At 67.7% G+C, this 22,000-nt stretch carries 27 protein-coding genes; 8 read left to right on the top strand and 19 right to left on the bottom strand.

What is annotated here, in order from left to right; all coding sequences use genetic code 11:
- The first annotated feature begins 88 nt into the window (after positions 1–88).
- Positions 89–727 (top strand): deoxyribose-phosphate aldolase, encoded by a 639-nt coding sequence (gene deoC, locus LT965_RS04390; RefSeq protein WP_232702802.1) that lies wholly within the window; start codon positions 89–91, stop codon positions 725–727.
- Here deoC and LT965_RS04395 read toward each other — a convergent pair.
- Entirely contained in the window at positions 724–1,929 is a 1,206-nt protein-coding gene (locus LT965_RS04395; RefSeq protein ID WP_232702803.1) for an outer membrane protein assembly factor BamB family protein, read from the bottom strand. The two genes, deoC and LT965_RS04395, sit on opposite strands and share 4 nt — an antisense overlap.
- A gap of 43 nt (positions 1,930–1,972) precedes the next feature.
- Entirely contained in the window at positions 1,973–3,460 is a 1,488-nt protein-coding gene (locus LT965_RS04400) for a spermidine synthase (protein ID WP_432419321.1), read from the bottom strand.
- 234 nt (positions 3,461–3,694) lie between these two features.
- On the opposite strand from LT965_RS04400, the gene LT965_RS04405 reads away from it, so the two are divergent.
- The gene (locus LT965_RS04405) at positions 3,695–5,032 is read left to right on the top strand and encodes a site-specific integrase (RefSeq protein ID WP_232702805.1); all 1,338 of its coding nucleotides are present in this window, start codon (positions 3,695–3,697) and stop codon (positions 5,030–5,032) included.
- Positions 5,033–5,045: 13 nt separating this feature from the next.
- Here LT965_RS04405 and LT965_RS04410 read toward each other — a convergent pair whose 3' ends face one another.
- From LT965_RS04410 to LT965_RS04425, 4 genes are all read right to left on the bottom strand, one after another.
- The gene (locus LT965_RS04410; RefSeq protein WP_232702806.1) at positions 5,046–5,261 is read right to left on the bottom strand and encodes a hypothetical protein; all 216 of its coding nucleotides are present in this window, start codon (positions 5,259–5,261) and stop codon (positions 5,046–5,048) included.
- Between the two features lie 223 nt (positions 5,262–5,484).
- Positions 5,485–5,625 (bottom strand): hypothetical protein, encoded by a 141-nt coding sequence (locus tag LT965_RS04415; protein ID WP_232702807.1) that lies wholly within the window; start codon positions 5,623–5,625, stop codon positions 5,485–5,487.
- 163 nt (positions 5,626–5,788) lie between these two features.
- On the bottom strand, positions 5,789–6,631 hold the full coding sequence (locus LT965_RS04420) for a hypothetical protein (protein ID WP_232702808.1): 843 nt from the start codon (positions 6,629–6,631) through the stop codon (positions 5,789–5,791).
- A gap of 315 nt (positions 6,632–6,946) precedes the next feature.
- Positions 6,947–7,354: a HalOD1 output domain-containing protein gene (locus LT965_RS04425; protein ID WP_232702809.1), complete on the bottom strand. Its 408-nt coding sequence runs from the start codon at positions 7,352–7,354 to the stop codon at positions 6,947–6,949.
- Between the two features lie 186 nt (positions 7,355–7,540).
- Between LT965_RS04425 and LT965_RS04430 the strand changes: the two genes are divergently transcribed.
- On the top strand, positions 7,541–7,810 hold the full coding sequence (locus LT965_RS04430) for a HalOD1 output domain-containing protein (protein WP_232702810.1): 270 nt from the start codon (positions 7,541–7,543) through the stop codon (positions 7,808–7,810).
- A 263-nt stretch (positions 7,811–8,073) separates the two neighbouring features.
- Here the strand turns inward: LT965_RS04430 and LT965_RS04435 are convergent, their stop codons facing one another.
- The 7 genes from LT965_RS04435 to LT965_RS04465 form a co-directional block, all read right to left on the bottom strand.
- Entirely contained in the window at positions 8,074–8,226 is a 153-nt protein-coding gene (locus LT965_RS04435; RefSeq protein WP_232702811.1) for a hypothetical protein, read from the bottom strand.
- Entirely contained in the window at positions 8,226–8,528 is a 303-nt protein-coding gene (locus LT965_RS04440; RefSeq protein WP_232702812.1) for a DUF7344 domain-containing protein, read from the bottom strand. The genes LT965_RS04435 and LT965_RS04440 overlap by 1 nt, the downstream gene beginning before the upstream one ends.
- A 129-nt stretch (positions 8,529–8,657) precedes the next feature.
- Positions 8,658–9,326, bottom strand: a complete 669-nt coding sequence (locus LT965_RS04445; RefSeq protein WP_232702813.1) for a helix-turn-helix domain-containing protein — start codon at positions 9,324–9,326, stop codon at positions 8,658–8,660.
- 167 nt (positions 9,327–9,493) lie between these two features.
- Positions 9,494–10,462, bottom strand: coding sequence for a hypothetical protein (locus LT965_RS04450; protein ID WP_232702814.1), 969 nt, complete (start codon positions 10,460–10,462; stop codon positions 9,494–9,496).
- Positions 10,455–10,775 (bottom strand): hypothetical protein, encoded by a 321-nt coding sequence (locus LT965_RS04455; protein WP_232702815.1) that lies wholly within the window; start codon positions 10,773–10,775, stop codon positions 10,455–10,457. Before LT965_RS04455 ends, LT965_RS04450 begins: the two co-directional genes overlap by 8 nt.
- On the bottom strand, positions 10,772–11,038 hold the full coding sequence (locus LT965_RS04460) for a DUF8136 domain-containing protein (RefSeq protein WP_232702816.1): 267 nt from the start codon (positions 11,036–11,038) through the stop codon (positions 10,772–10,774). The genes LT965_RS04455 and LT965_RS04460 overlap by 4 nt, the downstream gene beginning before the upstream one ends.
- A gap of 209 nt (positions 11,039–11,247) precedes the next feature.
- Positions 11,248–12,801, bottom strand: coding sequence for a hypothetical protein (locus LT965_RS04465; RefSeq protein ID WP_232702817.1), 1,554 nt, complete (start codon positions 12,799–12,801; stop codon positions 11,248–11,250).
- Positions 12,802–13,001: 200 nt separating this feature from the next.
- On the opposite strand from LT965_RS04465, the gene LT965_RS04470 reads away from it, so the two are divergent.
- The 3 genes from LT965_RS04470 to LT965_RS04480 all read left to right on the top strand — a co-directional run bounded on the left by LT965_RS04470 (position 13,002) and on the right by LT965_RS04480 (position 15,579).
- Positions 13,002–14,255, top strand: coding sequence for a tRNA (N(6)-L-threonylcarbamoyladenosine(37)-C(2))-methylthiotransferase (locus tag LT965_RS04470; RefSeq protein ID WP_232702818.1), 1,254 nt, complete (start codon positions 13,002–13,004; stop codon positions 14,253–14,255).
- A 77-nt stretch (positions 14,256–14,332) separates the two neighbouring features.
- Positions 14,333–15,109: a nucleoside phosphorylase gene (locus LT965_RS04475; RefSeq protein WP_232702819.1), complete on the top strand. Its 777-nt coding sequence runs from the start codon at positions 14,333–14,335 to the stop codon at positions 15,107–15,109.
- A 35-nt stretch (positions 15,110–15,144) separates the two neighbouring features.
- The gene (locus tag LT965_RS04480; RefSeq protein ID WP_232702820.1) at positions 15,145–15,579 is read left to right on the top strand and encodes a DUF6653 family protein; all 435 of its coding nucleotides are present in this window, start codon (positions 15,145–15,147) and stop codon (positions 15,577–15,579) included.
- 9 nt (positions 15,580–15,588) lie between these two features.
- On the opposite strand, the gene LT965_RS04485 is transcribed toward LT965_RS04480, so the two are convergent.
- From LT965_RS04485 to LT965_RS04495, 3 genes are all read right to left on the bottom strand, one after another.
- Positions 15,589–16,485, bottom strand: a complete 897-nt coding sequence (locus LT965_RS04485; RefSeq protein ID WP_232702821.1) for a cation diffusion facilitator family transporter — start codon at positions 16,483–16,485, stop codon at positions 15,589–15,591.
- A 91-nt stretch (positions 16,486–16,576) separates the two neighbouring features.
- A complete protein-coding gene (locus tag LT965_RS04490; RefSeq protein WP_232702822.1) occupies positions 16,577–17,041 on the bottom strand; it encodes a hypothetical protein in 465 nt (154 codons plus the stop codon).
- 57 nt (positions 17,042–17,098) lie between these two features.
- On the bottom strand, positions 17,099–17,641 hold the full coding sequence (locus tag LT965_RS04495) for an HIT family protein (protein ID WP_232702823.1): 543 nt from the start codon (positions 17,639–17,641) through the stop codon (positions 17,099–17,101).
- Between the two features lie 126 nt (positions 17,642–17,767).
- Here LT965_RS04495 and LT965_RS04500 point away from each other — a divergent pair, with 126 nt between their 5' ends.
- Positions 17,768–17,968 carry a DUF7835 family putative zinc beta-ribbon protein gene (locus LT965_RS04500; RefSeq protein WP_232702824.1) on the top strand — a complete coding sequence of 67 codons (201 nt, stop codon included), beginning with the start codon at positions 17,768–17,770 and terminating at the stop codon, positions 17,966–17,968.
- 48 nt (positions 17,969–18,016) lie between these two features.
- Here LT965_RS04500 and map read toward each other — a convergent pair whose 3' ends face one another.
- The 3 genes from map to LT965_RS04515 form a co-directional block, all read right to left on the bottom strand.
- On the bottom strand, positions 18,017–18,907 hold the full coding sequence (map, locus tag LT965_RS04505; RefSeq protein WP_232702825.1) for a type II methionyl aminopeptidase: 891 nt from the start codon (positions 18,905–18,907) through the stop codon (positions 18,017–18,019).
- Positions 18,908–18,969: 62 nt separating this feature from the next.
- On the bottom strand, positions 18,970–19,524 hold the full coding sequence (locus tag LT965_RS04510; RefSeq protein ID WP_232702826.1) for an NUDIX hydrolase: 555 nt from the start codon (positions 19,522–19,524) through the stop codon (positions 18,970–18,972).
- Positions 19,525–19,653: 129 nt separating this feature from the next.
- A complete protein-coding gene (locus LT965_RS04515) occupies positions 19,654–20,541 on the bottom strand; it encodes an isoaspartyl peptidase/L-asparaginase (RefSeq protein WP_232702827.1) in 888 nt (295 codons plus the stop codon).
- A gap of 158 nt (positions 20,542–20,699) precedes the next feature.
- Here LT965_RS04515 and LT965_RS04520 point away from each other — a divergent pair, with 158 nt between their 5' ends.
- On the top strand, positions 20,700–21,881 hold the full coding sequence (locus tag LT965_RS04520) for a tubulin/FtsZ family protein (RefSeq protein ID WP_232702828.1): 1,182 nt from the start codon (positions 20,700–20,702) through the stop codon (positions 21,879–21,881).
- Positions 21,882–22,000: the final 119 nt, after the last annotated feature.

Genomic DNA, 22,000 nt, shown 5'->3' on the forward strand with positions numbered 1-22,000 from the left:
CTGCCCGTAGGCACCCGCGAGTAAAAGCAGTTGGGCGCCCAGGAGCGCACCGGCCGGCTTTTTGACTGATGCCGTCCACGGTTCGGCCATGAACCGCGAGGAACTCGCCGCGAGCATCGACCACACCGTCCTCGGGCCGGAGACGACACTCTCGGACGTCGAGCGCGTCATCGACGAGGCCGTCGAGTACGGCATGAACGTCTGCATCCCGCCGTGCTACGTCGCCGAGGCCCGCGACGACGCCCCCGACGACCTCACGATTGCGACCGTGATCGGCTTCCCGCACGGCCAGAACGCACCCGACGCGAAGGCCGCGGAGGCCAGCCTCGCCCACGAGGACGGCGCGGACGAACTCGACGTCGTCGTCAACGTTGGCCGCCTGCAAGCCGGCGAGCACGACGCCGTCCGCGAGGACCTCGAAGCGGTCGTGGACGCCACGCCGCTCCCCGTGAAGGTCATCATCGAGACGGCGCTGCTCGACGACGACGAGAAGCACGCGGCCTGCGAGGCCGCCGAGGAAGCCGGTGCGGACATGGTGAAGACGTCGACCGGGTTCGCCGACGGCGGCGCCGAGGTGCCGGACGTCGAACTGATGAGCGACTACCTCCCGGTAAAGGCCAGCGGCGGCGTCGGCAACTACGAGCAGGCGCAGGCGATGTTCGACGCGGGCGCGGTGCGCATCGGCGCCTCCTCTGGCGTCGCCATCGTCGAGAGCTACGACGGCTAGGCGAGCGAGAGTATCACGGATTCGCCCTCCCCGTCGCCGTCCGCCACGGCGTAGAGGCGCCCACCCGCGACGGCCAGCCCCGCACCGACCTCCCGTTCCACGTCGACCGTCCACTCTCGGTCGCCGCTCACCGATAGTGCGTGAACCTCGCTCCCGGTTCCCACGTACACGCGGTCGCCGCCCACCACGGGCATCGTCGTCACGTCGTGCTCGAACTCCTCGACCCAGACGCGTTCGCCCGTCTTCGCGGAGAGCGCGTGGACTGCTCGCTCGTCGACGAGGAACACACGAGCGCCGTCGAACGCGATGCCCGACCGCGAGAGTTCGTCGGCGCCGTCGAACGTCCAGACGACCCGGCCGCCGTCCTGTGCGAGCGCCACCGCACCCTCCTCGATGCCGACGTAGACCCGGTCCGCCCCGACCACCGGTTGTGTCGCGGGAACGCGGTCCAGGTCGGTCCGCCACCCCACGAACCCCCACTGCGTGAAGCGGTACGCTTCCCCGGTGTACGACACCGCGTAGACGTCCCTCGTCGCGGCCACTCTGAACGACCCCTGCCCGTACACGTCGTGGGTCCACTCGTCTGGCCGCCCACCCACTCCGTCGTCGGGATTGCGCATCGTAGCGGCGACCTGTCCACCGGTCGGCGCGGCGACGTACCCCTGCTCGGGGGTGACCGACGGGGCGTACGTCGGCACCCCGGACAGGTCGACACGGTCCGCGACGTCGCCACTCGACTGATCGAGCGCGAGAGCGGTCGACGCCCCCTCGCCGCCCCGAACCCACGCGAGTCCGTCCACCACGTTCGGCGCGACTCTCGCCTGGACGGTGGCGTTCTGGCTCCAGACGTGGTCCCCGGAGACGACGTCGAAGGCCTGAGCGGCGCCGTCGGCCGTGTACACCGTTGCGCCGTCCACCGTCACGGTTCGCATCGACGCTCGCGGCGGTATCGACAGCGGCCGCGACGTCCAGTCGACACTCGGTTCCGGAATCGGGTCGGCGTCCGGCACGCAGGCCGTGTTCGCCCGGTCCCGGCGGAACTGCGGCCAGCCGTGGGTTACTGGCGCGTCGGCCGGTTCAGGGAAGTCCTCGCCGAGCGCCACGGAACGGCTGTGGCCGACGAACGGGAGGGTAGTACAGCCGGCGACTGCGGCCGAACCGACCACGCCGGCAGTAGACAGAAATCGTCGTCTGGAGGGCATCGCCGGCGGTTCGGCGGCGCGAGTGGTAGGCGTTACGGTGGCGTCACAGCGCGGGCTGGGCCACGCGGGCGGTCGTCGTGTTGTTCTGGCGGACGACGTAGCGCTTGCCGGCCTGGCCCTGCAGGAGCGCGTCCACCGGCGCGTGCTCGTCGGTGAGCACGGGGACGTCGCCGGTCTCGACCTCGCTGGGGTGGGTGTACCGCGTGACGGCGCCGGTGAGGTCGACGCCGACGTCCCGGGTCCCGGCGAGCGCTTCGAGTTCGGACTGCGACCACGACTGCCCCTTCGTCGCCACGATCTCGATGTTCTGGAGCGCGTCCGTGTCGCTCGTCGGGAACGCGTAGACGTGCGGGAACGCCCGCTCCATGGTCTTCATCTCGGCGCGGAAGAACGCCGAACCGGCACCCGAACGCGCGCTGATGACGTTGGCGACCAGCGCGCCGTCGTCGTCGAGTTTCGACGCGGCGAGCTCCATGAACTCGACGGTGGTGAGGTGGAAGGGGACGGCGTCGCGCTGGTAGGCGTCGAGCACGACGAGGTCGTACGTGTGGTTCGTCTGCTCAAGGAACCGGCGACCGTCCTCGACGTGGACGTCGAAGTTCGGGCCCTCGCTGACGCCGAAGTACTCCTCGGCGGCGTGCACGACGCCGGGGTCGATCTCGACGACGTCGACGGTGACGTCGTACTCCTCGGCGAAGCGCTTCGGGCCGGAGAAACCGCCGCCACCGATGAACAGCACCCGGTCCACGTCGTCCTGCCACAGCATCGGGACGTGGGCGTACTTGCTGTACTCGAAGACGTAGCCGTCGCGGTCGTCCGTGTACATCGCGGAGTGGCGGACGCCGTCGAGGTACAGCGTGCGCACGCCGTCGGCCTCCCCGACGCGGAGTTCGGAGTAGGCGGTCTGGTCCTCGTAGAGGGTGTCCTCGCCGACGTTCACGCCGTAGACGCCGACGACAGTGGCCGAGAGCAACAGGAGCGCGGTCACGCCGAGTTTGCCGACGGCCCGCGGCGTCGGCTCCGCGACCAGCAGCGCGGCGACGAGCAGCAGGCCGCCGAACAGTGCCGCGATGACGGTGACCTCGAGCGCGGGGATGAGGACGAACGTCGTGCCGAACGTGCCGATGATGCTGCCGATGGTGCCGAGCGCGTAGACGCGGCCGGACGCCGCTCCCCTGCTCTCGGCGGCCGACAGCTCCGCGCCGTACGGACTCACCAGCCCCACGAAGAACGTCAGGGGGCCGAAGAGGACGACGATGGAGGGGACTGCGGCGTAGCGAGTGGGTATCGGCAGCGACGCGGAGAGTTCGACCACCGTCTCGCCGCCCACCACGACGGCGGCAGCGAAGGCCGCGGACGCCGCGAGGACGGAGACGAGCAACGCGGGCGACGCGTACTTCGCGGTGCGTCCGCCGACGGCGTACCCGACGCTGAGCGCGGTGAGGAAGACGCCGATGACGCTCCCCCAGACGTAGATGCTACCCCCGAAGGTCGGCGTGACGAGCCGACCCGCGAGCAGTTCCAGCCCCATGCTGGCGACGCCGGCGGTGAACACCGCGGCTTCCGCACGAGTGAGGCGAGGGACCCGTGACACGCACGCACCTTGCGGTGGCGTTCCCTTCACCGTATCGCTACGGGCGAACTAGCGCGGTGCAGTAGGTCCAGTCGCGGGCCGTATCGCACTACTTTTCCGGTGCATCCGCCCGGAATACCCGGAGCACGTATATTGTTGCCTGGCGAACGACAGAATCGAGGACCCCGAATAATGTCGAAAAATCCACGCGAGAAGTTCGAGCGGGAACGCGGACGTTGCGAGGACATCGAGGACGACGACGTGCGAGAGGCCGTGCTCGCGTACGGCGACGCCATGGACCGCGAGTACGACTACGAGAACGCCCCCAAGCCCACCTCTACCGGCGCAGTCACGCGAGAGAGCAAATCGAACGGCACCGCGGCCATCTACCTCTCGGCAGTGCGCTCCGCCCACGACCGCGGCCTCAACCTCCTCGAAGCCGATGCCGAGACGGTCAACCACTTCATGCTGGACCTCGTGAACGACCCCGACGACCGCCGGTACGGCCTCGTGGACGAGGACTACGAGGACAAAATCCAGAAGTCGTCCGGCCAACGGTGGCAGTCCGCCCTCATCGGGTTCTACCGCTACTGCACGGAACCCGGCGTCAGCGACGACCGCCCGACCGTCGCCGTCGAGTGGCCCGCCGACGACATCCACATATTTCCCGACCGGTCGGACCCGAAATACGACGAGGACGACATGCCCGAGCAAGCCGACCTCGACGCGCTCCGGGAAGCCTGCCTGTACTCGCAGAACACGCACCGGGACCGTGCGCTCCTCGAACTCGCCGCCGGTACCGGCCAGCGCGTCTACGCACTCGTGACCCTGAAGGTCAAACACGTCCGTCTGGAGGATGAGGTTCCGCACATCCTGCTGAACCCCGAGATAGACGGCGACGGCGACAAGAACGCCATCGAGTATACGGGGCGATTCAAACCCATCGTCTCCGACATCGGCCCCATCCGCGAGTGGCTGCGGCACCACCCGCTCCGGGACGACGACGTGCGCGCCAGATACGACGGCGTGCCCGAGCAGTTCGAGGACTGCTACCTGCTCATCGGCGCACTCAACCACAAGGACACCGACCCCACCAGTCACTGGGACGCTGACGCTGCCCGCGACATGCTCGTCCGCCGCAAGGAGAACACCAAGACCATGCCCGGCGTGAAGACCGTGGACGTGCCCGTGAACCCCCACAACTGGCGTCACTACGCCTACACGCGGTCGAAGGACCTCGCGATTCCCGAGAGCAAGCGCCGGTCGGTGTTCGGGTGGGCACGCGACTCGAACATCGGCGAACGCCTCTACGACCACAAGGCGAACACGGACAACTCGCGGGATTTCGCCGACGCGTGGGCGGAGACGTTCGGGACCGAGGGCGGCACGAGCGTCGCCGAGCAGGTCGTCGGGGACGCCGCACTCGCGGACCTCTCCCCCGAAGCCACCCGGGCACTCGTCCGCGAACTCGCGACCGACGAGACCGCCATGCGGGAACTCGCCGCCGCCGTGCGCGAGGCCGCCGAGTAGGTCCCGCCGCCCACTACCGCTCTCCTGCATCCTCTCTCACCCGCTTGAGCACGCGCGCTGCCGGCCCCCGCGGCACGTCCTCGCCCCGCACGACCGCGGCCAGCACCACCAGCGAATCGGCCGCCCGCTGGTTGTCTTCGGCCTCGGCCTCCGCGGCGGCACGCTCGAACTCGCCGGCGAGCGACGGAAGTGACGACCGCCCGCTCCGGTCGCCCCACGCACTGCTCACGGTCGCACCTCCCCGTGATGCGTCGCGTTGGCCGCCGAACCGGGCGAAACGGCTTTGTGCGACCACCACGAAGGAATACCACCGGGTGTCGTAGTACACCGCGGCGCTCGGTGTGACGGCAATCGGGCGGTTCTTCGTCGTCCCGTCTGTCGTTTATGGTGTCGCAACGGGCGGTCGTTCGCGAGGGACCGGCCCCCCGCCACTCGGCATCCATTCTCTGGGTTCATGCGCGGTGCGCCTCCGTCTCGTAGACCTCTGCCATCTGACAGAGCAGGTCGTCCCACGTCTGCCCGTCGCATTTGTAGTTCCGAAGTTCGTCCCGCGTCTCCGCCCGGAGCGGGATTCTCGCGTTCATTTCTGCCATTGCAACACAGCGTGCGGCACGCCGAAGTTTAAGCGTTTCAGTAAACTGACACTACGTGGGAGGGGTTTGTACTACCTGATGGAACTCTGTGAGTAGGAGCAATGCCAAGAGAGGCGGCGCCGGACACGCACTGCGTAGAACGCCCACATCTCGGGGAGGGCGACTACGTGAACTGTAACCAGTAGGTGATGACGTTCAGCGACTCCCCCCAGTACGAACTTAGTACCATGAGGAGCGCTAACTTTACGGTGGCACTCGGACCCACGTGCTCCCAGGAGTCTGCCCAGTGGTTCAGTGCTTCCTCGGCTCGTGCACGAACGTTCTCCGAATCCTCCTGCCAGAAGACCTTAGCTGGCCGGATGACGTAGTAGATGAACCCCAATGGGGCAAGTAGGAGGACGACGACGTGCATCACGCCCATCGCCGGGAGCCAACCGACGATGGTCACGAGGAACAAGAAGCCTGTAATCCACGCAAGCCCGATAGCCTGCCATAAGAGCGTGAAACACCGATTCAGGTAGATTAGCGCCTCCGTCACGCGCTCATCATTCTCGAGAATCCACTCCACTAACAGGTCCTCCTCCGCGTCTGCCTCCGTCTCGGTTTCTACCGCTCTCCTTCTCGAAGTCGGCAGCGGGCTATCGATTTTCATTATCCAAATCGTATTCATCCCTGCCCCGTACAACAGGCCCACAGTAATCATCGCTAACATGACTATGACGGCCAGCGAGTCGTTGACAATCTCGGGGGCCTTCGCAGCGACACCGTTCTGGAAGACGAGCGGCGAGTTCAGCAACTCGTACAACTGTCCGTTGTTTACGATAGCGGTGTACACCTCCGTGCCGGCGAGCCCGAGAACGAGGGCGGAGGCAGCAATCAGGAGCCGAAAGAACTTCTGGCCCTGTTCCTGGGCGTGACGGAACGTCTCGGCCTGCTGGGTGAGGACGAGTTCGCGTTGCGACTCGGACAACTGCCGCACGTCCTCCCGCGTGAAGTGTCGGTCCATATACACGGCAGAAATCCGGCCAGCAAATGTCTTTGGGACGCTACGGCAGTCGTCCTCCAGCCCTCGCCGGAAGAAGATATGGGGTGGTGCGGGCAGCGACGCCCGAATCTCCGCTCCGCCCAGTGCGAGAGTCTCTTCTTCCGCAGGATTATGGGGGCACGACTCAGTCCAGAGATACCTACTGCTCAGTGAAGCGGAAGTTAGTGCCGCCACACCCAGGGCAGGCATCAACGCGCCTTGGAGTGGGGTCGGTCGTATTCGTGCCGAGCAGCACGAACCCACAGTCCCGACAGGCGATGTACTCAGACACCATGGTCACCGGGCCTTAGTCGACTCCTCTGGGGGTGGTCGAATACAGATGATACCGTCGGCGTGGACCGTTACCTCGTAGTCAACGTACGTCACGGAGACGTGCATCTCTCCGAGTGCTGCCTCCGTTATCATCAGGTCGACCAGCGCGTCGTGTGCGTCTGAGCCAATGTCGTAGTAGACTGGGGGCAACTTCAACGGCTCCGTGTTCGAAACCGTCGCAACAGCGGAGACGACTTCCAGTGCGACGCACTCAGGATGGCTCCCGAGTTTCGCCCAGTACGTGTTTGTTTCTGCGTCGTAGTGGAGCGCCTCTCGCTCATTGGTTTCGCCCCATTCGGTATTCGCTACATCCGGGGTCGGAGGGAGAGCGTGTGGTACTGGTGGTATTCCCGTGCCTATTCGGTTGTTCATCACCACCTCTTAAGGGACACGCACGAATGAACGCCAGTGATTTTCACGCCGTTCCGAATCTGGGTCAATGGGATGGCTGGCAAGACGCGGGGACTTCACTGGAAACGTGTAAACTGCGACCGCAGGCAACTACCGGGTCGTATACTGGCAAGAGCGGGTTTCCCGTTGACGGTCCAAATAGCGTGCGTGAGAGATACACAGGAGTTCTTCTACGAGCCGAATGAGGATGAACCGCTAAGCACAGCAGTCGTCACGGCGGTTGCAGAGGCACACCACGAGGATGTAATCGAGCAAAAGTGGGTCATCAGTGACGATATTAATGCAGACGCACTCGACGGGCTCTTTCAACAGAACAATCTCAAGATGACCCTCCAGTTCGAGGCGGATTCGACGACCGCGACTATCGTCGCCGACAAAAACGGAAATCCAGTCATCAAAATCGAATCGCACCGCTAAGTATGCACATCTCCATCACAATCAGGTGTTCAGTAGTCGACCGACCAAACGGGCCGAAGCGTCGCGCCGGCCACGGTCGCACCCCGGACTACTCGGTTCTGACGGGTTCTCGGCATTGCGGCGAGCCCGCGCCACACGGCCCGCTCAGCCGTTCTCGCACTCGGCCCGACCAATCGAGAACCCGACGCCACGGACGGAGCGTGGCGGGAGGGCTGGCGCCACCGAATCGCTCAGTCCGTCAAATCACGCCGCCACCTGCCCCCTCAGTCGTCGGTGCGGACAATCGTCCCCGTGTCGTTGTGCTTGAACTCCACGCCCCCACAGTCCGGACACGCTTCAACTCCCGGCACAAACTCGCCGTCCTGCTTCTTGCCTCGGGTGAACTCGCCACACGCCCGGCACATCAGCATCTCCATTACGCCACCACGCCGCGAGTGAGATACTGCGACCATTCGTCCGCTGGGACTACTGTGGGAGCGCCCCAGTACCGGACCGTGGCTGACCGGGCGTCGTAGTCGATGAGGCCCTGGTCGGCTAACTTCGGCAAGTCACGGTGGTGGAGGTTCTTCCGGACGTGCTCGCGCTCGGTGTCGGCCTGCTGCGTGGCGAGGAACGCAGTGAGGTCGTCCAGCGATGCCGTGGCCTCCCCCGTCCGCTCAAAGTAGGCCAGCACGAGCCGTCGCTGGTCGCTCGCGAGCGCCGCGTGCAATCGACTCATGGTCGCCGTATCGCCCCCCGTCGTGAAGGGGTGAGTGGACATGGAACGTTTTAGTCCTCAACTCCGGGTAGGGCCTATCGTTGAACAGTCAACCTCTTTTTATAAGCGTGGGTGGCGGGATGGAGCGTGTCACCGGAAATCCGCTGCCGAGGAGAGCAACGCCTGTTTGAGGACCTTCTCGTTGCCGCGGCGAATCCGATTCGAGACGGCCTGCTCGGAAATCCCGAGTTTGTCGGCGAGGTCGGCGAGTGAGGTCCCCCGGGGCGTCTGGAAGTAGCCCTCCTGGAGCGCCAAGACGAGCGCCTCGCGCTGGTCCTGGGTGAGGTCGAACCGGTGGCCGAACTTCGTCTTCTCGGTGAGCGTGTACGACCGCTCGATGTGGATGTCGATGTCCTGCCCAGTGCAGAGATTGTAGAACGTCGAGAGTGCGTCGTGGTCGCGGAACCGAACGCGGAATGCCCAGCCGTTATTTCCGAAGCCTTCGAGGATAGCACCACCGCTCTGGGTGATGATTTCCAGCAGACTGAACGGCTCGTCAGCCCACTCGACGCGGTAGAGCACCCAGTCGTCGGCCCGGTCGAGGGCGTCGAACCTGCCGATGACGGGATTCTCGTTGATGTGCTTCTCGAACGCCTCGTAGTTCTCGCCATGCACCCATAGGAAAGGGATGACTGCATCGCCGGTCGGGACGAGGCGTTCGAGTTCGATGCGCAGCCCTGCCTGCCCCGCCGGCTCCGCCAGCACCTCTCCGAGCAGGAACTCCTCGTCCGGAATCGTGAACTCAACGATGACACTCATGCCGTCCCCCTACAGCAGCCATGTAGGAAGAAGTAGGGGGTACCGCCGAGTGCGCTCACAGGGCTCGCGGGGCTGCGGTATCGGCTCCACGACTGGCGCTGAGGTGTGAAGCCCAGGAGCCACCACAAAAACAGCGGTGAGCGCCCCTCACCACCGCGCGACGCCGCTCAGTCCGACTTGCCTTTCTTCCGCGCCACCGCGTTCCGCCGCTCCTCCTCGGCCTCCGCGTACCGGGCAACGAGCAGCGGGTATCGCTGTTCAACCAACGTCGCCCGCGCCTCGTACGCCGACCGGCCACCCACGGGAACCTCCTCGTCCGGCTCCTGCGGGAGCCCTGCCTGTTTTCGTTCCCACGCCGACCGCCCGCCAGCGGGCCAGTCGTCCTCGTCGTCGCCCGCGGCGTTCGACCGGGAGAACGGCCCCGGGACCGCCGCGTAGTTTACGCGCTGCTCGTCGTCGGCCTCCGCCTCCTTCCGGGCCGCCCACGAGGACCGCGTCCCCGTCGCCACGTCCGCGTTCGTCGTCGGGTCCGCCTCCTCGCCGCCGTCGTAGATATACCGGGGGTCCGCGTCCACCGCCGTCTCGTTCTCCCGCCTGACAACCTCGGGGTCCACCCCCCGGACCCGCGCCGCCGCGTGGTAGCAGAGTGCGTCTATGCAGTCGCACTCCTCGGGCCGCCACCCCACGACGTGGGCCGAGAGGAACACGCCCTTCTCCTTCTCCGGTATCTCCGTCCCGTCCTCCTTCAGGGCCGCCACGGCCGCCTCACGCTCGGCCGCGCTCTTGAAAACGCGCACCTCCTCGTCGTCCTCGTCGGTCTGGTCGACCGCGTGCTCGCCGTCGTGCTCGCCGTAGTCATTGTGGGTGTGCTCGTGCTCGTGCTCGTGCTCGTCGTCGTTCATGGAAGTAGTGGTCTGCTGGTCGCTGTCGTTCGCCGTGCTCGCCGCCCTGTCCGCCTCGCTCTCCGTGTCCGCGCCTGGGTCGTGCTCCTCGTCGCCGGTCGCCGTGTGAACGGTGCCGGTTCCGCACCCGCAGCCGCAGTGCGTACGAAGCGGGCCGACCGACTCCCCGCGTGCGGCTGCTATTGCTCGCGCCTGACCCAGCGACGGGGGCGTGTGCTCCTCGCCGTCAGTCATCGTCGCTCGCCTCCTCGGCCCCGTCGCTCTCAGCGCTACCAGGCGCGCTCTCAGTACCCTCCGACTCGCCCGCCGTGTGGGAGTCGCCGGTCGGCCCCGACTTCGCCTCGTGGGCTTCGCGGGCCTCCTTGGCCGCGCGGAGCCGCTCCAGATACGCGTCGGCAGCGCCGGGATGTGGTTCCGGCTCGCCGTTGTCCCTCGCGTGGCAGTTCCGTAACTGGAACATGTACAGGTCGCTCACGGCAACGTCCTCGTAGGACGCGTCGTACGTGGCCTCCAGGTCCTCGACGCGCTCGGTGAGGTCCCGACTCATCGCCGGACCCCGGGCGTCGCCGCGGGCTTTTCCTCCAAGGCCTCGATGCGCTCCCGGAGGTCGTCCATGTCCCGGTCCTTCAGCAGCCTGCGTTCTGCATTTGCGGCCTGCACGGTGAGCCGGTGGTACTTGATGCGGATGTCCTCGCGCTCAACGTCTCGAATCCGTCCGTCGCCGAACGTCTTGTACCGCGCCTGCTCCCGGACCTCTCGCAGGTCCGCCAGTACGTCGTCTCTCTCTCGCCGTTCGTCGTGTTCCGTCATTTTTCGTATCCTCGTTTTCGTCCTTCTCGTGCTCGTTCTCGTGCTCGTTCTCGTGCTCGTTCTCGTGCTCGCTCGTCCTCCGTCCGGTAGCCCCTGCCACTTCACCACGGAACGCCGCTCACCGACCGCCTCGGCGTCCCTACGGACACCCGCGGTTACGTTATCTACCGGTAAAAAGTACCGGTACCAATAGACAACGCCAGCCGCGACTACCCTCGCACCACCGGAGGCGGCTTCCCTCGCGCCACCACCGTAGCACGCACCCCGAACCCGCCACCGACCGCGGACACCACCACCTCGCACACCGGAGCATCCACAACCACGACCTCGCCCTCGACCGGGGACTCGTCTACGTGCTCCGTCACCGTGTCGTCCACCGCGGCCAGCACCGCCGGGTCCGACGCACCGCGAATCGCCGGCACCGAATCGGGCGCGTCCGCCCACGACGGCTTCGGCACCACGCGAGTACACGGCAAGGCCCAGAAGAGCGCCCCCACCCGCGCCGCTGCGGGATGCACGTCCACACCCTCGACGCCCGTCACGTCCACCGGCAGGTCCGGCCCCCGACCCGGCTCCACCTCCACGTCCCCCAGCGCGCCGTGCGCGTCCGCCATCGCCCGCCGCTCCCCCGCATCGAGGTCCGCCGCACTCGCGAGCGCGTTCGCCCCCTTCGCCAGATACGCCGCCGGCGAACACCCGTCCGCGTCCTCCGGGGCTGCATCCGCCCACGTCCACGCCTCCGAGGATGCGCCCGGCCCCGTCGCGGTCGCGCGTAGCGGCTGCACCTCCACCTGATGCCCGCGACCCCGATGGGTCGCCCAGTAGTCCTTCAGGTCCGCCCGGTGCTCGACCAGCGCCGCCGCGTCCACCCCGAACACCACTACGTGGACGTGCGGGAGTCCGCGCGCCGAGACGTCCAGCACCCAGAGCACCGGCGGCCGCCCCGGCAAGTCCAGCACCCGCTTCACCTTGCCCTTGAACAGGTCCACGTCCTTCGGGAGTGACTCCGCCGCCTCGTAGAGACTCCCGCACCACCCCTCCGCGGTCGTCAGCGTCACGACCGCCGCCTCCAGCACGCCCGCCTCGGCCGCCGCCGCGAACGAATCCAGTACCCGGTCGCGAGTGGCTAACGCCCTCGACAGCGTGTTGTACTTCGAATCCGTCCGCACCTCTGCCGGTCCCCGCTCGTGGCCCAGCCGCTTCGCCGCCCAGTCACCCAGCAGTCCCTCGTAGTCCTCGGCCGTATCCAGCGCCTCTCGCCGCTTCAACCGGCCGCGAGCGTTCGCCAGCGACTCCGACGCCGGTTCCGCCGCCGACTCCTCGGTGTCCGCTCCGTCCCTCGTTGGAGGGCTTTGCTTACTTGCTGTATTGAACTTCTCCGCGTCGTCGAGGAGTTCGAACGCCTGGAACGCCTCTGCCGTCGGGAACACCCAGCGTGGCCGGTTCCACGGGCGTTCCTGGGGGCCGATGCGTTCGATGCGTACCACGTCGTGGCGCGCCAGCGCGTCCGTGAAGTCCTTGAGGCGGTTGTAATCGTAGGTCGAGTTTCGGATGGCGTCGTGGTCGTAGAGATGCTTCACCAGCGCGGAGAACCGGACGCCGTAGCCGTCTGCTTCGACGATGCGACGGAGGGCAGCGATTCGGACTTCTCGGCGGGAGTCCTCGAACAGGTCCGCCCACGGGTACGATTGTGGTATTCGGCCGGGGTGTTGAGACACACCCCGCGCGTCCGCATCGTTCCCGCCGCAGTCGGAGACGCTCACGCAGCCCACCTCGCCGGGCAGCCGGCACCGGTACGGCTTCGTATCTGGAGCGCAGAGGATGCTGTACAGAGTGTTCGCGGCCGTCCCGCGGGAGTGGTTCCTGCTCTCGCCGGCCGCGTAGGTCCCGAGTCGGGTATTCCGGGTGGGCCAATCGGATTCGCACTACTTTTCCTCGCGGGCCGCCAACGTGCTGCCGACGCATGGCCCGCTACCACATCGAGACGTACGGGTGCACCTCGAACCGCGGCGAGAGCCGCGAGATCGAGCGGCGCCTCCGCGACGCCGGCCACCACCAGGTCGAGGGGCCGGACGCCGCGGACGTCGCCATCCTCAACACCTGTACCGTCGTCGAGAAGACGGAGCGCAACATGCTCCGTCGGGCCAAAGAGCTAGAGAGCGAGACGGTGGACCTCATCGTCACCGGCTGTATGGCGCTGGCCCAGGGCGAGGAGTTCCGCGCGGAGGACGTCGACGCCCAGATCCTCCACTGGGACGAGGTGCCCGAAGCCGTCACGAACGGGGAGTGTCCGACGACGACGCCGGACGCCGACCCGATTCTGGACGGCGTCATCGGCATCCTCCCCATCGCCCGGGGCTGCATGAGCAACTGCTCGTACTGCATCACGAAGCAGGCGACCGGCCGCGTGGACTCGCCGCCGGTCGAGGAGAACGTCGAGAAGGCCCGCGCGCTCGTCCACGCCGGCGCGAAGGAGATCCGTATCACCGGCCAGGACACGGGCGTCTACGGCTGGGACAAGGGCGAGCGGAAGCTCCCCGAACTGCTCGAGCGCATCGCCACCGAGATAGACGGCGACTTCCGCGTCCGCGTGGGGATGGCCAACCCCGGCGGCGTCCACGGCATCCGCGAGGAACTCGCACGGGTGTTCGCCGAGCACGACGAGATCTACAACTTCCTGCACGCGCCCGTGCAGTCCGGCAGCGACGACGTGCTCGCTGACATGCGCCGCCAGCACGAGGTCGCCCAGTACGTCGACATCGTGGAGACGTTCGACGACTACCTCGAGGAGTGGACGCTGTCGACGGACTTCATCGTCGGCTTCCCCACCGAGACCGACCACGACCACGAGCAGTCGATGGCGCTCCTGCGGGAGACCCGCCCGGAGAAGATTAACGTCACGCGGTTCTCGAAGCGCCCCGGCACGGACGCCGCCGACATGAAGGGGCTGGGCGGCCAGACGAAGAAGGACCGCTCGAAGGCGATGTCCGACCTGAAGATGGACGTCGTCGCAGAGGCCCACGAGGAGATGGTGGGCACCGAGCGAAACGTGCTCGTCACCGAGCAGGGGACTGGCGACTCCGTGAAGTGCTACGACGACAGCTACCGGCAGGTCATCGTCCAGAACGCGAGCGAGTACGGCCTCGAACCCGGGGACTTCGCGACGGTCGAGGTCGTCGGTCACCAGACCGTCTACGCGTTCGGCGAACCAATCTGAGGCGGAACGAGCGACGTGGTACCGTCGGACACGGGCGGGAAACACTCATTGTTCACGTCGACCGACTTACCTGACGGATGCCGTTCCCGAACCTCCCCGGCAAGTACGACGCCGACCCGGTCGCGACGCCCGATCATAACAACGAGTACCGCGACGAGCGCGCCGACGGCGACGCCGTAGAGCCTCCCGAGGGCGTCGTCGTCTGCTACAGCCGAAGCCTGATGGAGTACTTCGTGGAGTCCTACGACGGCGAACTCGTCGAGCAGTACTACGGCGACCTCTACGTCCTCAACGACACCGACGGCCGCGTCGGCGTGCTCGGCGAGTTCGGCATCGGGGCTCCCACGACGGCCATCCTCATGGACGAACTGGTCGCCGACGGCGTCGAGACGTTCCTCTCCATCGGGTACACGGGCTGTCTCGACCGCTCCGTGGAGATGGGGGAGTTCGTCGTCTGCGACAGCGCCGTCCGCGACGAGGGCACGAGCCACCACTACGTCGAGTCCGCGAAGTACGCCCACGCCACCGAGGCCGTCGTCGACGCGACGACCGACCTGCTGGACGAGCGCGACGAACCGTACCACGTCGGGCCGTCGTGGACGACGGACGCCCTCTACCGGGAGACCGATCTGGAGGTCGAGACGTACGCCGCGGAGGGCGTGCTCACGGTGGAGATGGAGGCGTCGGCGGTGTTCGCCGTCGCGGACCACCGCGGCGTCGACGCGGGCGCGATGTTCGTCGTCAGCGACTACCTCGGCACCGACGACTGGGAGCCGAAGTTCCACCTCACGGCCGAGGACATGCAGCACCTCGGAGACACCGCGGTCGACGTGCTCGCGCGGTACGTGGACTGACCGGGTTTTTGGTCGTATGTGACGTCGTGGCGACCATGCCGTCGCTGCCCCGTCGCCTCTCGTCGTTCGCCGACCGCTACTTCTGGCGCGGCCACGCGAACCCCGGGAGTGTGTGGACGTTCGTCGCCGCCTACCCAGTGTTCGTGCTCGCCGTCTACCGTCGCGACCTGCGCCTGCTCGGGGCGGTCCTGGCGTTCGTAGCCGTCAACCCAGTGGTGTTCCCGGAGCCGGCGGACGACAGCGCGTGGGCGACCCGCGTGGTCCTCGGGGAGCGCGCGTGGCTGGCCGACGGCCTCCTGTCGTCGCCACTGGACCTCCTGCTCGTGGTCGCCGTCGCTCCGTTCCACCTGTGGACCCTCCACGCGGCGGTGCGACGGCGGCCGGTTCGGGCAGCTGTCGGCACCGCGCTGGCGCTGCCACTGATGGGGCTGTTCTTCGGCCGGATGGCGCGGCTGTACGACGAGCGCTAGCGGTGAGGGTTACGCCGGTTCCTGCTCTTCTTTCCACTCGCCGAGTTCCCGTGGGTCCACGTGGACGAACACGTCGTCGACCTCGGGTATGGAGCGGACGTCCTCGACGATGGCCGTCTCGATGTCGTGGACCTCGTGGAGGGTCATCTCGCCCTCGACCTCGATGTGGAGGCTGACGTCGACCTCCGGACCGACGTAGTGGGCGATGACGTCGTGGGCGCCGTGGACCTCCGGGTGGGCGAGTGCGCGCTCGAGGATGTCCTCGCGGAGGTCGTCGGGCGGCGCGGCGCCGACGAGGTAGTTGACGTTGTCGCGAACGATCTCGTAGCCCGTGTAGAGGATGCCGACGGCGACGAGGAGGGCGGCCGCCGGGTCGAGGACGGGGTAGCCGACGGCCGAGCCGAGGACGCCGACGAGCGCGGCGCTCGCGGTAAGGATGTCGTTGCGGTTGTCGAGGGCGGTGGCTCGGATAGCCGGCGAGTGGTGGGTGTCGGCGACGTCGAGGCAGTAGCGGTAGAGCGCGTACTTCCCGACCGCCGTCCCGACGAGCACGACGATGGCGGCCGCTCCCGCGTGCTGCCCGTAGTCCCCCGAGAGCAGCGAGGTGGTGGCCGACCAGATGACGCCGACGCCGGCCGCGAGCACGCCAAGGGCGACGACCAGCGAGACGAACGGCTCGATGCGCTCGTGGCCGTGCGGGTGTTCGAAGTCCGGCGGCTGGGTGGTGAGGTAGAGGCCGCCGAGCACGACCAGCGAGTACGCGACGTCCGCGAGGCTGTTGACGGCCTCGGAGCCGACCGCGATGCTGCCGGAGAGCCACCACGCGGCGGCCTTCGCGGCGACCAGCGCGAGGTTCGCCACCAGGACGACGAACCCGACCCGGCGGACGGCGCGCGTGCGGTCCATCACGCACTGGTTCCCAACGGGGGAGGTTCGGCCTTTCGGTTGGCGTCACGGAGACGCCGCCAGGGCCACGCTCGATCTGCGTCCCGCCGCCTCAACTGTTCGGCAGGTCCCAGCGGATGCCCACGGTGACGCCCTCTACCTCCGTCGGGACGACCTCGACGAGGATGTCGTGGACCTCCATGGCGTTCTCGGTGCCGACAGTGATAGTGCGCCGGGGCTTGCCGGCTTCCGGGAGGAAGTGGTCGTCGTCGACGGACGCCTCTACGACGTACAGCCCCTCGCCGCTGACGACCTGGTCCCACTCGTGGTCCTCGCTGGGGTCGCTCTCGACGGTCTCCTCGAAGACCAGTTCGTCGCTGCCGCGTGGCGCGACGGTGATGGTGACCGAGTACGGGTGGTCGGTCTTGTTGAGGAGGCGGACGCCATAGGAGTCTGTGCCCGCGTCCGGGTCGCCGGAGCCACCGACGCCAGGTATCGCCGAACAGCCGGCGAGAACGGTGGCCGCGAGGACGCTACTACCGCAGAGGACGCTCCGTCTGGTTGGCTGGAGGGCCATATCCGGGCCTCGGCACGCCCGGTAAAGTAATTTTTCCTGACAGGACGGGGCGCGTGCTCAGTCGAACGCGAGTCGCGGAGCGCCCGCGTCGCTCTCGACGGCGGTGGCGTGCTCGCCGAACGCCTCGTGGAGACGGTCGTAGGTGTCGTCGAGGGCTTCGACGATGACCTTCGTGTCGCCGACGACGGGCATGAAGTTCGTGTCGCCGCTCCAGCGCGGCACGACGTGCGTGTGGAGGTGGTCGCCGATGCTGCCGCCTGCCGCGCTGCCCCCGAGGTTGAGGCCAGCGTTGTAGCCGTCCGGGTCGAAGGCGGCGTCGAGCGCGTCGAGCGTGGCCTGCTTGAGGCGCGCGTGGTCGAGGAGGACGTCCGGGGAGAGGTCGGTGTAGTCGCCGGTGTGCTCGCGGGGGACGACCATGCAGTGGCCCGGGTTGTAGGGGTAGTTGTTCAGCATCACGAACGCGTGCTCCGAGCGCGCGACGACGAGGTGCTCGCGGTCGTCCTCGCTGGCGGGGAACTCACAGAACACGCAGTCCACGCCCTCGTTCTTCTCCTCGCGCTCCACCCACTCGATGCGCCACGGGGCGAACACCTGCTCCATGGAGGCGCGTCGGCCCCACGAGACAGGAGTGTTTCGGTGAAGTCGCCCGGTGTACCAGCCCGTTGTATCCAACGTCGTGGAAGTTTATTTACGAGGCTAGTTCGTTGGAACCCCCGGGTGGTTCCGATGGCCAGCAAGACACCGCGCACAGACGGACGAACCGAACACTGCGAGCACTGCGGTCGGGAGACGGTACACGACGTCCGCGTCGAGGTTCGCACGGAGAACGAGCAGGCCGAGTACGCGGCGAACTCACGCGAACCGTACCGAGTCGTCACCTGCCGGGAGTGCGGTCGGGAGACGAGCCAGCGCATGAACGACGCGTAGGTCCCGCCCCGCGCTCGCCAGCCGACTGTCGGCACAGCGCCGCGGCCGTCAGTTCGTCGTGATCTCGCAGCCGTCCTCGGTGACGATGACTGTGTGCTCGTCCTGGCTCACAAGCGTCCCCTCGGCCTCCTTCAGCACGGGGTACGAGCGCACGATGTCGGCCATCTCTAGTCGCCGGAGGCTCATCTCCGCGCGCGGGGAGTCCAGCCAGCGCGCTGCGAACGGCAGGCCGTCGAACTGCTCGAGGTCCTCGAGCAACTGGCGGGCGCGCCGGTCGCGGACCGACCCCTCGCCGACGACCTCGTAGATCTCCGTGTCCGTCCCCTCGGAGACCTTCCCGCTGCCGGTGGTGGCGAACGGCTCGATGGCGAGCACGTCGCCGACCTGTAGTTCGACGCCGCTGTCGACCGCGCGGTTCGGCACGCTCGGCCCGGTGTGCGCGTCGTAGACGTCCATCCCGTGGCCCGTCAGGTTCACGACCGGATTGTAGCCGTACCCCTCGATGGCGGCCTCGATTTCGGCGCCGATCTCGCCCGTGTGGACGCCCGGTTCGACGGCGTCGACCGCCGCATCGAGGGCCGACTCGGCGGCCTCGACGAGGTCGGGGTTCCCGGAGAGGTCGACGGTGGTCGCGGCGTCCGCGATGTGGCCGTCGACGTGGACGCCGACGTCGAGACACACCATCTCCTCGCCGAACTCCGTCTCGTCGTCGGCACCCGGCGCGGCGTGGCTCGCCTCCTCGTCGACGCTGATGTTCACGGGGAAGGCGGGTTCGCCGCCGAGTTCGCGGATGCGCTCCTCGGCGAACTCCGCGACCTCGAGTTGCGTGACGCCGACCTCGATGCGGTCGGCCGCCGCGTCCAGTACGTCGGTGAGAATCTCGCCGGCCTCGACGTACTGCTCGTACGCCTCGGAGCCGACTTCGACGCTGTCTGCCATGTCACGCCACTTCGCCCGACCCGGGGAAAGAGGTTGCGGGATTGGGCGGTCGGCAGCGCCACTCACTCGCCCAGGAACGACTCGACGTCCGCGCGGAACTCGTCGTCCGCGACGCCCTCCGGGACCGAGTCGAACCAGTCGTCCGCCCACTCGTCGCCGTCTTCCGACTCGCGTCTCGCGTTCAGGTAGTCCATCGGCGTCTCGTCGTCCAGCGGCGCCGCCCGGAACACCACGTCGTAGCCCGTCGTCTGCCTGGTCGCGGACCCCGCGAGCCGGTAGCTGGTGCGGCTGACGCGCTCGGGACGCTCGATGTCGACGGCGAGCCCTGCCTTCTGGGCGACCCAGCGCCGCGCGACCGCCGCCCAGTCGTCGCCCGCGCGCACTGGACTCACGGGGAGCGACCAGCCCTGCGGTGCGTTCACCAGCAGGAGGTCACCGTCGTCGTTCAGCACGCCCACGGCGACGGCACCCGCCCACGTCTCGTGGCCGTTGAACGCGGCGACGTCGTTCACGACTTCCGTCTCCTCCCGGAACAGCACGTCCGTCCGCTCGCGTAACTGCTCGGGGTCGAGCAGCGACGTCTTCGAGAAACCGTCGTAGATGGGGCGCTCGGGCATGGGGGACCGTCGGGGGTACCGACTGTGACCCTTGCTTACCCCGCGCTCGTAGAAGAACGCTTCGGCAGTTCGCTCACTCCTCGGCTACGCTCGCGGCTCCCGGTCGCCGCTCGCACGTTCCGATAGCCCTCACTCCGTTCGGGCTATCGCGGTCTGCATCGCCGACGAGTTGAACGCCTCCCCCGCGTTCCCCTCGCTGTCGAGGACGATGACGCCCGCCGAGGAACCCGTGATCTCGCCGAACTCCTCGATGGCGCGCTCGGCGGCCCGCTGGGCGTCCAGCCCGGATTCGAGGTGGCGGACGGCGCGTCGCGTGAGCGTCGTCTTCGCGATGTCCTCGCCGGCGCCCGTCGCGGACGCGGCGCCCGCCGGGGCGGCGTAGAACCCGGAGCCGATCTGCGGGACGTCGCCGACGCGACCCGCGAGTGCGAGCCAGCGGCCGCCCGTCGAGGTGGCCGCGGCAAACTGCTCCCCGTCGTAGGCCACCGCGCCGACGGTGTCGTGGTCCTTGTCGTCTCTCCCGCCTGGATCCGTCTGTCCGAACTTGTCCCGTATCCACGCGAGGTGCTCGGTCGGTGTCCCCTCGGGGTGGTCGTCGAGGGCGTCCCAGCGCTCGCGGGTGTCCTCGCTCCAGAGGTCCCGTTCCACCTCGACCCCGACGTCCGCCGCGAAGTCGACCGCGTGGACGCCGTTCAGGAGGACGTGCGGCGTCTCCTCCAGCACCGCGCGCGCCACCGAGACCGCGGCCTCGACACCTGGCATCGACGCCGCTGCACCAGCACGTCGGTCGCTGGTCATCAGCCCCGCATCGGTCCGGATCACGCCGTCGGACTGCACTGCGCCGCCCGTACCAGCGTTGAACCGGACGTCTGCCTCGAGCACGCGGACGGCCGATTCGACGGCGTCCACCACGTCGTCCTCGCTCGCACCGGCGTTAGCCGCATCATTCAGCGTCGCCTGTCGCGGCGCCGGCTCCTCTGGGTCGCTGCCAGCCCCGCCGTGGACGATGACTTTCACGTCCGACTCTCCCGACGGCGGCCCCTTAGTGGTGCGGTTTCCGCCCGCAGGAGCCGCAACAGGGCGTCGACGTTAGGCGGCGTGTATGGATTCGGGGTGGCCGTCGTGCCGTCGGTAGCCGGTGTATAGCAAAGCGGTGGCACGGCCCGTGGAAAGCCATGAAGCTGGCAGTAATCGGGTTCGGGAACGCAGGGAGCAAGATTGCGGATCGAATCGTCGAGTACGAGGCCGACACGGGGCGGTCTCTCTGCCGGTTCACTGCCGTAATCAACACGGCGAGCATCGACCTGAAGAAGATCGACTACATCCCGAAGGACCACCGCGTACTCATCGGCCAGACCGACGAGCGCTCGAAGGGCCACGGTGCGGGCGCCGACCCCGAGCTGGGCGCGGAGCTCACGCGACAGGACAAACCGGAGCTCGCGCGGTTCCTCGACGGCGTCCCGCTACACGACATCGACGCGTTCCTCGTCATCGGCGGCCTCGGGGGCGGCACCGGGAGCGGGGGCGGCCCGGTGCTCGCAGAAATCCTTCGCGAGCGCTACGACGAGCCGGTGTACGGCCTCGGTGTCCTCCCGAGCCGCGACGAGGGCGGCCGAGCGTCGCTGAACGCCGCGCGCTCCGTCCAGTCGTACGCCGACCAGACTGACGGCCTGATGGTCTTCGACAACAACGCCTGGAAGGAGGGCAGCGACACGGTCGAGGGCGGCTACGAGCGCACGAACTACGAGATCGCCAAGCGCGTGGTGACGCTGCTCGCCGCCGGGGAGTACGACGGCTCGACGGTGTCGGAGAACGCGATGGACTCCAGCGACATCAACCGGACGCTGGCCGTCGGCGGCGTGAGCACCATCGCCTACGCGGAGGCGGAACTCGACGACGCGACGCGGCGCCAACAGGGGCTGTTGAGCCGGGTTCGGTCGGGCGGGTCGAGCGAGGACGGCAACGCCAACTCCGCGACGAAGGTCCACAGCCTCGTCCGGCGGGCGGTCCAGTCGCGGCTCACCTGCCCGGCGGACGTGGCGTCCGCGGAACGGGCGCTCATCGTCGTCTCCGGCCCGCCGAGCGAACTCTCCCAGAAGGGGCTGGTCCGCGCGAGACAGTGGCTCGAGGCCGAGATAGACAGCGTCGAGGTACTCGCGGGCGACGACCCGCGGAAGTCCGCCGACTCCCTCTCGGCGACCGTGCTGCTCTCGAACGTGACCGAGGTCCCCCGCATCGACCGCCTCCAGGAGCAGGCCGTCGACGCCCAGTCCAACATCGAGGAGCAGGCCAGCGGGCGCGACGAGCAGATCACGAACCTCGTGACTGACGCCGACGACAAGCTCGACCCGATATGAGCCGGCGCGGACGAGCGACGCGAGGCGCTCCGCGCCTCGATTCGCGCGAACGGGGAGCACCGCGACCAGTGAGCGGCTCGACGACACTGCCGCGCTGGCTCCGAGACGCACCCCAGCGA

Origin of the sequence: Halobacterium wangiae, from assembly GCF_021249345.1 — an archaeon.
Lineage (GTDB): Archaea > Halobacteriota > Halobacteria > Halobacteriales > Halobacteriaceae > Halobacterium > Halobacterium wangiae.

Excerpts from the sequence above, each read along its gene's own strand:
- deoC (WP_232702802.1), top strand. The coding sequence starts at position 89 with ATGAACCGCGAGGAACTCGCCGCGAGCATCGACCACACCGTCCTCGGG.
- LT965_RS04395 (WP_232702803.1), bottom strand. The coding sequence starts at position 1,929 with ATGCCCTCCAGACGACGATTTCTGTCTACTGCCGGCGTGGTCGGTTCG.
- LT965_RS04400 (WP_432419321.1), bottom strand. The coding sequence starts at position 3,460 with ATGGGGCTGGAACTGCTCGCGGGTCGGCTCGTCACGCCGACCTTCGGG.
- LT965_RS04405 (WP_232702805.1), top strand. The coding sequence starts at position 3,695 with ATGTCGAAAAATCCACGCGAGAAGTTCGAGCGGGAACGCGGACGTTGC.
- LT965_RS04415 (WP_232702807.1), bottom strand. The coding sequence starts at position 5,625 with ATGGCAGAAATGAACGCGAGAATCCCGCTCCGGGCGGAGACGCGGGAC.
- LT965_RS04420 (WP_232702808.1), bottom strand. The coding sequence starts at position 6,631 with ATGGACCGACACTTCACGCGGGAGGACGTGCGGCAGTTGTCCGAGTCG.
- LT965_RS04425 (WP_232702809.1), bottom strand. The coding sequence starts at position 7,354 with ATGAACAACCGAATAGGCACGGGAATACCACCAGTACCACACGCTCTC.
- LT965_RS04435 (WP_232702811.1), bottom strand. The coding sequence starts at position 8,226 with ATGGAGATGCTGATGTGCCGGGCGTGTGGCGAGTTCACCCGAGGCAAG.
- LT965_RS04440 (WP_232702812.1), bottom strand. The coding sequence starts at position 8,528 with ATGAGTCGATTGCACGCGGCGCTCGCGAGCGACCAGCGACGGCTCGTG.
- LT965_RS04445 (WP_232702813.1), bottom strand. The coding sequence starts at position 9,326 with ATGAGTGTCATCGTTGAGTTCACGATTCCGGACGAGGAGTTCCTGCTC.
- LT965_RS04450 (WP_232702814.1), bottom strand. The coding sequence starts at position 10,462 with ATGACTGACGGCGAGGAGCACACGCCCCCGTCGCTGGGTCAGGCGCGA.
- LT965_RS04455 (WP_232702815.1), bottom strand. The coding sequence starts at position 10,775 with ATGAGTCGGGACCTCACCGAGCGCGTCGAGGACCTGGAGGCCACGTAC.
- LT965_RS04460 (WP_232702816.1), bottom strand. The coding sequence starts at position 11,038 with ATGACGGAACACGACGAACGGCGAGAGAGAGACGACGTACTGGCGGAC.
- LT965_RS04470 (WP_232702818.1), top strand. The coding sequence starts at position 13,002 with ATGGCCCGCTACCACATCGAGACGTACGGGTGCACCTCGAACCGCGGC.
- LT965_RS04475 (WP_232702819.1), top strand. The coding sequence starts at position 14,333 with ATGCCGTTCCCGAACCTCCCCGGCAAGTACGACGCCGACCCGGTCGCG.
- LT965_RS04480 (WP_232702820.1), top strand. The coding sequence starts at position 15,145 with ATGCCGTCGCTGCCCCGTCGCCTCTCGTCGTTCGCCGACCGCTACTTC.
- LT965_RS04485 (WP_232702821.1), bottom strand. The coding sequence starts at position 16,485 with ATGGACCGCACGCGCGCCGTCCGCCGGGTCGGGTTCGTCGTCCTGGTG.
- LT965_RS04490 (WP_232702822.1), bottom strand. The coding sequence starts at position 17,041 with ATGGCCCTCCAGCCAACCAGACGGAGCGTCCTCTGCGGTAGTAGCGTC.
- LT965_RS04495 (WP_232702823.1), bottom strand. The coding sequence starts at position 17,641 with ATGGAGCAGGTGTTCGCCCCGTGGCGCATCGAGTGGGTGGAGCGCGAG.
- LT965_RS04500 (WP_232702824.1), top strand. The coding sequence starts at position 17,768 with ATGGCCAGCAAGACACCGCGCACAGACGGACGAACCGAACACTGCGAG.
- map (WP_232702825.1), bottom strand. The coding sequence starts at position 18,907 with ATGGCAGACAGCGTCGAAGTCGGCTCCGAGGCGTACGAGCAGTACGTC.
- LT965_RS04510 (WP_232702826.1), bottom strand. The coding sequence starts at position 19,524 with ATGCCCGAGCGCCCCATCTACGACGGTTTCTCGAAGACGTCGCTGCTC.
- LT965_RS04520 (WP_232702828.1), top strand. The coding sequence starts at position 20,700 with ATGAAGCTGGCAGTAATCGGGTTCGGGAACGCAGGGAGCAAGATTGCG.